The sequence below is a fragment of the Bacillus sp. LR_5 genome (assembly GCF_042709275.1).
Genome location: NZ_JAVAXX010000229.1, coordinates 1 through 10626, shown reverse-complemented (window position 1 = coordinate 10626; position 10626 = coordinate 1). Strand labels below are relative to the sequence as shown.

Sequence of the window (10626 nt, the reverse complement as noted above, 5' to 3'; positions counted from 1 at the left end):
TGCAACCGTTTTCTTGATTTCTGCCGGGTCTTCCTGAAATCCTGATGGATCACATAAAAGCCGATAAGGTATGTCGTTTGGCAGCCTCCACTCGACGGAGTCTGGACTCGCGTGATGGATAACAATGATATCTTTCCATTCGTCAACCTCGTCAAGATCATAAAGCCTGTATGCGATAAGGTGTTCTTTTAGCGTCAAGCATTCAAGATGGCGCTGGATGTCTGCAGCGGACCTAAGACGGAATGCAGGATGCGCTTTTCTCAGCGAGATCAGCCTGCGGATATAGTGAACATCTTCTTTGAATGTTTCACGGCGATCCCAGTCGAGCTGGTTGATGCTGTCACTGGATTGATAGCTGTTTTCCACTCCCTGCTTCGTCCGGAAAAATTCCTGGCCGCTGTGAATAAACGGCACCCCTTGGGCAAGCAAAATAATCGCGGCTGCAAGCCTTTGCCTGCTTCGCTTTCGGCTGTCATTTTCTTGAGGAAGCGCGAAGCTCATTTTATCCCAAAAGGTGTGATTGTCGTGTGATTCGACATAATTGATGGACTGGCTTGGTTCCGGAACAATCGGTGCTAATGCCTTCCATCCGGAAGACCCGGCAATTCCATGCATCACAGCTTGTGCTGATTCACCGCTGCCGAGCGCAAACCCTGCTGCCTTAAGGTGAAAGGTGTTCCCTTTTACAGCGTCACGAAACATATCATTAAAAAAGCCGATGCCCGGCATTCTTGGCGCGTTCGCCAAAGCAGCTTTCTGTTCATGCGGCAGCGGTGTAGCCAGATCCCACCCTTCTCCAAAAAGCAGGATTCCGGGCTTTGCCTTAGTTGCTTTCTCTTTCATATAAAGCACGGTGTCAATATCTAAAATCCCGAGGAGATCAAAGCGGAAGCCGTCAACATTGTATTCTTCAAGCCAATAGACCACGCAATCCGCAATGAATTTTCTTGCCATCCTTCTTTCTGATGCGATATCATTGCCAACGCCGGTGCCGTTTGATGGCATCCCACATTCGTCGTGCCGGAAAAAATAACCTGGCACTGTCTTTTCAAAGGGGGAATTCTCCCTCTTATACACATGGTTAAAAACAACATCCAGAATGACTCGCAGACCGTGCTGATGCAGGGTATTGATCATTTGTTTCAGCTCTGTTTTTCTCGTTTGAGGATCATGAGGGTTTGAGGCATAGCTTCCCTCCGGGGCAAAGAAATGAAGCGGGTTATATCCCCAATTGTATGCATCAAGCGGCTTCTCTTCATCAACTCCGGCAAAATCATTCACCGGAAGAAGCTCCACATGTGTAACACCGAGCTCTTTTATATACGCCAGTCCAGAAGAACTGCCATTTGCGGTTTGTGTATCAGTTTCCGTTAATGCTAAGTATTTTCCCTTGTTTATCATGCCGCTGTTTTCATGGATGGAGAAGTCGCGAAGGTGCGTCTCATAGATGACGGCATCCACAGGGTGTGAGAATGGTTTAAGAGGAGCAGTCCATTTCATTTGATCCGGGCGCAAGACGACGCCCTTCTCTCCATTTACAGTCACAGCCTTGGCATACGGGTCAACGGTTTCCATCCATTCTGAATTGTTGCAGATGCAAAACAAATACTCATATCCGTGAAGGTCACCTGTGACCGTAACGGCATAGACGCCTTTTTCCATCCGAGTCATTTGGAATGTGCGCCCGCTTTTATTGGGGTGTGAAAGCTTGACAGCAGCTGAGGTTGCAGCAGGCGCCCATACTTTAAATACGGTATGATCCGCGGTATAAACGGCGCCCAGCTCTCCGTCATAATAAAATTCGTCATCGAACGCAGCCGTCCGGATGACCGCGCCAATTTGGAGATCCGTTTTGTGGCCGCTGGATGCTCTGACGCAATGGATTTTTCCAAATGTCAAAGGATGGTCGGATACGCAGACGTACTTGTATTTTGCTTCAAGGGAGTATTCCTCCCTGACAGCCAGAGGAAAAACTGTTGTTTCTGTCTCAAGCCGAAACGGCGGTGTCATGATTTCCTTTTGTTCAGCAGGAATCAGAATGGTAATGATATTCATGTCATCGACATACGCTTCGAAGCTGCGGCGGATGCTGACCATCGGAAGCTCTCTCCTTCAAACACGTTTATGTTTTGATCCTTAGGGGTGAAGGACTAGATGCCAGACGAAACGGGGTAGTGCCCATGATTTCTCCGTCAGCATGGAACGGGATTTTGTCCTTCGTGTAAAATGTAATGTCCTTCGCTTTAAACATCGTAACGCCATCCATCTTTGTATGTTTTCCAAATGCCATGAGACATAAAAGCCAATATTTTTTCAAAAACGGCTGGTTTTCAACGATTATGATATCAAATGTCTTCTCGCGCGGATTTGCTAGGGGCGCCGCCTTCATGCCTCCCCCGTAAAACGGATGGTTGGATACAACGGCAAACCAGACATCATGAAATTCGCGCGTCTCGTCTTCCGTCGTACAAGCTAACGTAAACGGCTTAAAGGTTGCCGAAGCGTGCAAATGAGAAAGCGGATACACAAGAAATCGAAGGCGGAGAAAAAGAAAAACCCGTCTCAACGGAAATTCCATCGCCTTTTTATTGACATATGCGTCAAACCCGATCCCGATATGATTCATAAAATAAAGAATCTGTGATTTATCCTGAAGGAAATTGACGCTCCCTAAATGAAAGGTTCTTGTTAACGGGCGCTTTACCTTCTTGATTTCCTGTATCAGATCGATTTTTTTAATAGAGAACCCTCGTGAAAAATCATTATACGCGCCCGCCGGCACAAAGCTCAGTTCAATATCGTCAACATCTTTCAGCCCGTTGACAACTTCATGCATGGTTCCGTCTCCGCCAATGACGATCAGGCGCTTCAGCTTATATTCTTGTATCGTTGAAATCTGTCTGGCGAGCACCTCGGCGTGTCCCGGATGTTCAGTTAAAAATGAACGGTGCTCAACCTTTCGTTTGATCAATTCTTTTTGAATGGACTTCCAAACACGCAGGCCGTTTCGATGTCCTGCTGTCGGATTAATAATAAAAAACCAATGGCTCATCTTTCTCACCTGCTTATGTTATGAGAAAACCGCTCAAATCGTTCTCTTTTACTCCAGCCACTCCTGTCTGCGATAGGAGTCAGACATGCAGTAAGACAATAGAGCCTTTGCAGCCTTTACCTGATGATGTTTGATCGGAGCAGTGTTTTTCTTCTGCCGCTCAATCCATTCTTCCGCGCTCCGCTTATCCGCTATTTCTAAGCCGTATGGCGGCTCCGGGTAATCGATGTACGACGTTCTGCTCAGAAGCAATTTTCGAACCGGGATCTCAGCCTGTTTTTCCTTTACGATCTTTGACACAACCGAGTCCGTGCGAAACAGGCTAAGCCCTGGATTTAACACTGATGCAGTCTGAGAGGCTGTTTTCTTGTCCCAAAAACGATTTTTAGACCCTATGTAGACACTGTCTTCCTCAGCCTCTAAAAAAGAAACGCAATAAATTTCCAGAGGAGAAATAATCACAATGCTTAATTCAACCGCCGCCTGCTGAATTTTCAGCACAGGCTTATACATAATAAAATAAGAATCAGGCAGCTGCTGGGTCAGATAACGCAAAATGCGGTCCTGCTTCACCTGGTTTGAGAGTTGAGATATTTCTGAAAGAGTAGAGCTTGCCCATTTGAGCTGAAAATCATATAAATGTCTTTTATAAAAAGAAGCAAGCGCCACCCTGCTCTTCGGGAGCCTTACATGAATATCTTCTTCGTCCTCAAACCATTGGTGTCTCTCTTCTTGTATATCGGCTTTTATCTCTTCTTTTCTTCTTTTCAATGAAAATTTTTTTCGTTTCTGCACCGGTTCCGGTTCTTCAGCTCTGGCTTGCCTTTCTTCATGCTGGCGCTCCGCTGCTTCTACTAGTGAAAGCCAGCGCTCTTTTTTCAGACGTACAAACTGGTTGATATAATGGTACGGATCAAGCTCATATCTTGATATATAATCATGAATTTTGATGATTTGTGCCATGTTTGTTTCTCCACTCCGCAATGAATTAAGATAATTGAAATTTGAATATTTCCTCGTATTTTGGTGATTGGTTCAAGTGTATTTGAAAGAGCGAAAATCGTTCAGCCATCATCGAAACCTCGCCGCTTTCAAACGGAACATGAGCTGGAAATCCATTTTCGCCTGTCCATTTTCTTGCCAGCGTCATATGAGGATGATACGGTCTTTTTTCCACTTGAAAGCCGGCCTGAAGTACAGCCTGCTTCGTATGTTCCCGCAGTCTATCAAGCGTTTTGTTTTTCTTTGGCTCCAGATGTAAAACGCGCGGCCTTCTGCGGTCGCCGAATACATCTATCTTGTCAAACTCAATTGAAAATGGGTCAATTTCTGAAGCAATCTCTGCTAGCGAACCTTCAAGCTTCTTTATTTGTGTCTCATCCGCCGCTCCGAGAAAAATTAACGTGATATGATAGTCAAGCGGGTGCACCCATTTTTGAAACGCCAATACCGGTTCGTTTTTCGCAGCCTGGTAGATCGGATTTGCAATTCCCTCAGGTATGGGAACACCGATGAAATAATGAGGCCGTATATCTGGCATCCGTCTGACACTCCCTTCTTTGACAGCTATTATTTTATCAATAAAGAGGCTGTGCGGATAGAGGAACAGTGTATGAAAACACTCTCGCACAAACGTTTATTATGTTAGGATATTATATGACACTTGTTTTATTCAGAAAGGAATGACAATGTTGAAAATCGTTGCAAACACAGCTGATCTGATAGGAGATACACCGCTAGTGAGATTGAATCGGCTTCAGCCGGAAAATGCGGCACAAGTCTATTTAAAGCTTGAATTTTTCAATCCGAGCGGCAGTGTGAAAGACAGAGCCGCTTATCAAATGATCATAGAAGCTGAACAAAACGGTTTACTCAAGCCGGGATCAGTTATTATAGAGCCGACAAGCGGAAATACCGGCATCGGGCTCGCCATGAATGCGGCAGCACGCGGATATAAAGCAATCTTAGTGATGCCTGATACGATGACGAAGGAACGGATCAACCTGCTTAAAGCTTACGGCGCAGAGGTTGTATTAACTCCCGGAGAGGAAAGAATGCCGGGCAGCATCAAAAAAGCGAAGGAGCTTGCCGAACAAATTCCGAACAGCTATATTCCAATGCAGTTCGATAACACTGCCAATCCTGATGCGCACCGGAAAACAACAGCGCCTGAAATCGCCCGGGCAATAGAGGAAATCGGAAAACCGCTCGGCGCTTTTGTCGCCTCCTCTGGAACGGGCGGAACCATTACCGGAACAGGTGAGGCGCTCAAAGAGCTTTTTCCGGATATCACGGTTCATGTTGTTGAGCCAGCGGGTTCGCCTGTATTATCCGGCGGAAAACCTGGCGCGCATAAACTTGTAGGAACGAGCCCAGGCTTTATACCGCCGATTTTAAATGAAGAAGTTTATGATGAAATTATCAAAATCTCTGATGAAGACGCGTATACGACGACAAGACGGCTCGCTGCTGAAGAAGGAATTCTTGTCGGTCCTTCATCAGGCGCTGCCTGCTTCGCGGCAATCGAAACAGCGAAACGCCTCTCTCCTGACAAAGTTGTAGTCTGCATGACAGCTGATACAGGAGAACGGTACTTATCAACTGATTTATGGTCATTTATTTAAAAAAAGGACTGGCTTCAGCAGAAGCCGGTCCTTTTATTTTGCAAGCTCGTAAATGGCCTGAGCATATAACGCTGTCGATCTCAGCAGGTCATCAATTTCGATATATTCATCCTTTTGGTGTGCGCTGTCAGGGCGTCCGGGGAACAGCGGGCCGAACGCGACACCGGCTTTTAAGGATCTCGCATATGTCCCCCCGCCGATTGAGATTAAGTCAGCTTTTTTACCCAGCTGGCCTTCATAAACCTTTTGCAGGGTTTTGACTAACGGATGATCTGCGGACACGTGATGCGGCTTGCTGTCTTTGAATTCTCCCAGATCAAATTCAGATGCACTTTCGAATGCATCGCGGATCGCTTTGCTTTCTGCTGTCACAGGATAGCGGATATTGATCCCGAGCTCGCCTCCTTGCCCTTCTTTATAGCGCAGTGTTCCGACATTTAATGTCAGCTCACCGCTGATTTCATCCTCACAGTCGATGTCCAGTTTTTTTCCTCTTGTATCACCTAAGAACTTATCTGTCACAACTTGCACAAACCGCTTTCCTGCATCGTCAAGCTCAGTCTGCTGGAGAAATTCGCACAATAAAATGCCGGCATTGATCCCATTGTTCGGTTCCATCGCATGGCAGGAAAGACCGTACATACGCAAAATGAGCTGTCCGTTCTCTATTGCAGCTTCCCCTTTTTGGTCCGTCGTGCGGAGCATGTCTTTAAATGAAGACAGAATCTCTTCTTTTTTCGGCCCTTCAATGACAGCTTCCGCAGCGTCGGGCACCATGTTTAAGCGAAGGCCTGATTGAAACGAGACAAGCACTGCCTTTGGTTCTGCTTGATTTGGGCGGTGCGGTATAAGTAAAGAAGCATCGATGATCCCTTTTTCCGCATTAATGATTGGAAAATCGGCGTCAGGCGCAAAGCCCATTGTTGGCATTTCTTCATGCTTGAAATAATGCTCTACGCATCTCCAATCACTCTCTTCATCTGTTCCGATAATCATTCTGACTCGCTTGGACAGGGGCAAATTCATGTCTTTCACGATTTTCAGCGCGTAGAATGCCGCCATTGTCGGGCCTTTGTCATCAATGGCGCCCCTTGCATAAATCCGTCCGTTGCGGATTTCAGCTGAAAATGGATCACTCGTCCACCCATCTCCTGGCGGCACGACGTCAACATGGCAAAGTACGCCGATAATGTCATCGCCCTCCCCCCATTCAATATGACCTGCGAAGCCGTCAAGATTTTTTGTTGTAAAGCCTTCTTTTTCTCCAAGCTCCAGCAATGAAGTCAGGCTGGCGTTTACCCCTTCTCCAAACGGTTTACCGGGTCCGGCGGTTGTTTCGTCCATGACACTGTTGATTCTCAAAAATTCCTGCGTATCACGAATTAAATCCTCTTTTTTTCTGATCACTTCAACTTCCCAGTTCATAATGATCCCCTTTCCGCAAGAAATGACTTGCAAAAACCAAATAAAACGAATAATATTAATGGTGTTTTGTTAAAACGTTCGTAATTGGAGGATACTATGTTTCATCTAAAAGAGCAGCAAACATCCATAAAGCAAGAAATCATAGCAGGGCTGACGACCTTTTTCACAATGGTCTATATCGTCGTGGTCAATCCGGTCATTCTGGCTAACGCCGGGGTTCCTTTCGACCAGGTTTTCACCGCAACGATTATTGCCTCCATTGTCGGAACGCTGTGGATGGCCCTGGCAGCAAATTATCCGATTGCTATTGCGCCCGGCATGGGCTTGAACGCTTATTTAGCCTTTCATGTCGTAAGCGCAAGCGATGGCGGCATCACGTACGCAACAGCTTTCAGCGCAGTATTTACAGCAGGGGTTCTCTTCATTATTCTATCGTTAACGCCTTTAAGAAAACAACTTATAGAAGCGATTCCAAACAATTTAAAATACGGGATCACAACTGGGATCGGGCTGTTTATTGCTTTTATCGGTTTGCGTCAAGCGGGCATTGTGGCAGCTGATGAGTCAAACCTGGTCACTCTCGGCAATCTGCATTCACCTGGTGTTATCTTAACGCTGGTCGGCCTTTTGATCAGCGTGGTCCTGATGGTGCTGAATGTAAGCGGCGCTTTATTTATCGGAATGGCAGCTACCGCTTTGATCGCCTTTTTCACCGGTCAGCTCCATTTTCCAAAGGGATTTATGTCGCTTCCTCATTTGCCGGAAGGATTGATGATCTCAAATCCATTTACCGCTTTTGGCGATGTCATTCATCACGGCCTGTACGCTGTCGTCTTTTCTTTTCTATTAGTCACCATTTTTGATACGACAGGCACGATGATCGGAGTTGCCGAGCAAGCCGGGCTGATGAAAAACAACAAGCTGCCTAACGTGCGAAAAGCGCTGCTTGCTGATTCAACAGCGACGACAGTAGGAGCTGTTTTCGGCACAAGTCCAACGACTGCATTTATCGAGTCTTCCGCCGGTGTCGCAGCCGGGGGAAGAACGGGGCTTACGGCTTTGACTGTCGCGGTGATGTTTGCGGCTTCAATGTTTTTCAGTCCGCTTGTCAGCGCCTTGTCAGGTATAGCCGCCATCACCTCGCCTGCTTTGATTATCGTCGGCAGCCTGATGATGGGCTCAGTTTCCAATATGAACTGGAAAGAGATGGACGAGGCATTTCCTGCGTTTCTCGTCATTCTAGCCATGCCTTTGACCTCGAGCATTTCTACAGGAATCGCGCTTGGCTTTATTTCGTACCCAATTGTAAAAGCGGCGCGGGGAAAATGGAGAGAGATTCATCCGCTCGTCATCGTTTTCGCCATTCTGTTTTTCATCCAGCTGTTTATTTTATAAGGATAGACCAAAAAACCCCAACGTCGCCGTTTGGGTTTTTTATGTAAACAATAAAGAGACAGCGGCCGCTAAAAAACAACAGGCGGCAAACGCATAGTGCAGGATGTTGATACAGCTTTTTCTGGCCCGATAATATTCATCACTTTCCTTATCGGTGCCAATTAAAAAAGGGGCATCCATGACCTTGTCAAAAATAAGCGTCAGGATATAACGGCAAACCCCTGTATATACCAGCAGCGCAATCACCTTCAGCCAAATTGGGGAAACAAATATGAGAACGGTGAAAGCTGACAATAGCATGTACATCTGCCTCGCATACTCGCCATTCCTCAGCATGACTTTAAAAAACAATTCCTTATAGCCTGTGCAGATCGTTCGCCTTTTAAATATCCTTTTTGAATTTCGGTATAATAACGGTTTTCTTCTCATCCTGTCTTTTACTTTTGGCATTCCCGCCTCCTGACTCATCATCATCACAAGTCCTGCAAGGGCAAGCCTGCTTTTTTTCTCTTCAGTCACCTCAGCTTCAAAAGCCGTGAACGAAGCCGTCTTTTTCAAACTGCGGATAACTGAGAAAAGCAAAAATAAAATGCCAAAAAGCGCAAGCAAATGCCGCTCAGTAAAAACAATCAGGATAGCAGAACCAGCAAAAAGAATAGCTCTGACAAGGATATCGCCAATCCATCTCGAAATAGATCGCGGCTTTCTGATCCTGTCTTGCTTTAAGGATAAAAAGAATATATGAAGGCCAAACAAATAACACAATAGAGCAGTGCTTTCTGCGAATGTGATGTGAACAGAATGACTGATCAAGGGAAGGACAATGAAAAAGAGAAGCAGCCATTTAGCCATCGTGACCAGAAAAGAATACAAAAGCGCGTACCGTTTGAGCTGATAGATGATTTCCTTCTTTTGCAGCAAAAACACTTTGTCCGCTTCCATTAAAAATGTACGAATCGAGCCTGTAAACATGATCAGCCCACACACAGCGTACAGCCATCTCCACTCCGCCACTTCAGACCACTCATAAAGAAGGCCTCTTCCATTCATCAAATCAATATACTGATAGATGACAAAAGCAATCGCCGGCAAAACAATATAGAGAGCGACTGTCCAGTCAATGACCGCATGCAACACTTTAAACTGATACTTGTAATAGTCAAACAGCCTTCGAAAAAAGAGCGTACGCCCGTTCATGGCCGATCACCTTGAACTGCCTTATAAAAACAGTCAAGCAATGACTGCCCCTCTAATCCGGTCTTGTCCTGAATATCTTTTAACGTGCCTTGGAGAAATAATGAACCTTTCTCAATCATATAAAACCGGTCACAGATTTTTTCCGCAGTATCGAGTACATGCGTGCACATCAGAATTCCGGCTCCACGTTCTTTTTCAGCCTTAAGCATGTCCACAAAGCGTTTCGTCGATATCGGATCAAGGCCGATAAACGGTTCATCAATCACATACATATCCGGCTTAGAGAGAAAGGCCTGGATAAGCATTAGTTTTTGCTGCATGCCCTTCGAAAAGGTGACAGGCAGCTCATGTTTGACATGATCAAGCGAAAACGTCTGCAGCAGGCTTTGGGCCCGATGCGCAAATTCTCTCTCTTCAATGCCGTGGAGTGTGCTGATCAGATCCAAATGCTCCCACAGCGTCAGTTCTTCGTAAAAGGACGGATGCTCCGGAATATATGCAAATGAACAGTCGTTCCAGGCAATATGCCCTTTAAAATCTTCTGAAAGGCCGAGTATCGCCTTGATTGCGGTGCTTTTTCCGGCGCCGTTAGCTCCGATCAGTCCAACTAGTTCCCCTTTTCTGACTTCCAGAAAAACATCGGTGAGCACTTTTTTTCGGCTTGTATACCCGGCCTGTTCTATTGAAGCTTCAAGCAAATTTGTCAAAACTCACCCACCTCCAAAATTTACTACGAAACAGAATAAAAAAAGTTTCTTTAACCATAATAATATTGAGCCGAAATACATAGTAATCCAACAAGGATGGCTGCCCAACGCGAATTGGAAAAAATTAATAGGAGTTATCCCTAGATTCATCACTGCAATATCGTGTATAATGAGGGCGAATTATTTTAACAATTACAGATGTCTGCCTTTGTTGCTATTTCGTACG

9 protein-coding genes are annotated in these 10626 nt (G+C 45.7%); 2 read left to right on the top strand and 7 right to left on the bottom strand.

All coding sequences use genetic code 11. From position 1 onward, the window contains the following. The 4 genes from pulA to thpR all read right to left on the bottom strand — a co-directional run. A partial coding sequence (gene pulA / locus RAC86_RS29070; protein ID WP_377886319.1) for a type I pullulanase occupies window positions 1–2097 on the bottom strand: 2097 nt, incomplete at its 3' end. A 25-nt stretch (window positions 2098–2122) separates the two neighbouring features. Continuing rightward, complete coding sequence (locus tag RAC86_RS29065; protein ID WP_377886318.1) at window positions 2123–3052, bottom strand: YegS/Rv2252/BmrU family lipid kinase; 930 nt, start codon at window positions 3050–3052, stop codon at window positions 2123–2125. Window positions 3053–3100: 48 nt separating this feature from the next. After that, window positions 3101–4015 (bottom strand): hypothetical protein, encoded by a 915-nt coding sequence (locus RAC86_RS29060; protein ID WP_029726421.1) that lies wholly within the window; start codon window positions 4013–4015, stop codon window positions 3101–3103. Window positions 4016–4040: 25 nt separating this feature from the next. Further along, window positions 4041–4592, bottom strand: coding sequence for an RNA 2',3'-cyclic phosphodiesterase (thpR, locus tag RAC86_RS29055; protein ID WP_227057883.1), 552 nt, complete (start codon window positions 4590–4592; stop codon window positions 4041–4043). Window positions 4593–4740: 148 nt separating this feature from the next. On the opposite strand from thpR, the gene cysK reads away from it, so the two are divergent. Then, window positions 4741–5676 (top strand): cysteine synthase A, encoded by a 936-nt coding sequence (cysK, locus tag RAC86_RS29050; protein ID WP_377886317.1) that lies wholly within the window; start codon window positions 4741–4743, stop codon window positions 5674–5676. A 33-nt stretch (window positions 5677–5709) separates the two neighbouring features. On the opposite strand, the gene pepV is transcribed toward cysK, so the two are convergent. Beyond that, a complete protein-coding gene (pepV, locus tag RAC86_RS29045; protein WP_377886315.1) occupies window positions 5710–7101 on the bottom strand; it encodes a dipeptidase PepV in 1392 nt (463 codons plus the stop codon). A gap of 96 nt (window positions 7102–7197) precedes the next feature. On the opposite strand from pepV, the gene pbuO reads away from it, so the two are divergent. Next, window positions 7198–8496, top strand: a complete 1299-nt coding sequence (pbuO, locus tag RAC86_RS29040; protein WP_014480583.1) for a hypoxanthine/guanine permease PbuO — start codon at window positions 7198–7200, stop codon at window positions 8494–8496. A gap of 39 nt (window positions 8497–8535) precedes the next feature. On the opposite strand, the gene RAC86_RS29035 is transcribed toward pbuO, so the two are convergent. Together RAC86_RS29035 and RAC86_RS29030 are read right to left on the bottom strand one after the other, a co-directional pair. Then, the gene (locus tag RAC86_RS29035; RefSeq protein ID WP_377886313.1) at window positions 8536–9693 is read right to left on the bottom strand and encodes an ABC transporter permease; all 1158 of its coding nucleotides are present in this window, start codon (window positions 9691–9693) and stop codon (window positions 8536–8538) included. Continuing rightward, window positions 9690–10400, bottom strand: coding sequence for an ABC transporter ATP-binding protein (locus RAC86_RS29030; RefSeq protein ID WP_015714539.1), 711 nt, complete (start codon window positions 10398–10400; stop codon window positions 9690–9692). Before RAC86_RS29030 ends, RAC86_RS29035 begins: the two co-directional genes overlap by 4 nt. Between the last annotated feature and the right edge of the window lie 226 nt (window positions 10401–10626).

What these genes read in the sequence shown, in the direction of transcription:
- RAC86_RS29065 (WP_377886318.1), bottom strand. Translation starts at nt 3,052, where the DNA reads ATGAGCCATTGGTTTTTTATTATTAATCCGACAGCAGGACATCGAAAC.
- RAC86_RS29060 (WP_029726421.1), bottom strand. Translation starts at nt 4,015, where the DNA reads ATGGCACAAATCATCAAAATTCATGATTATATATCAAGATATGAGCTT.
- thpR (WP_227057883.1), bottom strand. Translation starts at nt 4,592, where the DNA reads ATGCCAGATATACGGCCTCATTATTTCATCGGTGTTCCCATACCTGAG.
- cysK (WP_377886317.1), top strand. Translation starts at nt 4,741, where the DNA reads ATGTTGAAAATCGTTGCAAACACAGCTGATCTGATAGGAGATACACCG.
- pepV (WP_377886315.1), bottom strand. Translation starts at nt 7,101, where the DNA reads ATGAACTGGGAAGTTGAAGTGATCAGAAAAAAAGAGGATTTAATTCGT.
- pbuO (WP_014480583.1), top strand. Translation starts at nt 7,198, where the DNA reads ATGTTTCATCTAAAAGAGCAGCAAACATCCATAAAGCAAGAAATCATA.
- RAC86_RS29035 (WP_377886313.1), bottom strand. Translation starts at nt 9,693, where the DNA reads ATGAACGGGCGTACGCTCTTTTTTCGAAGGCTGTTTGACTATTACAAG.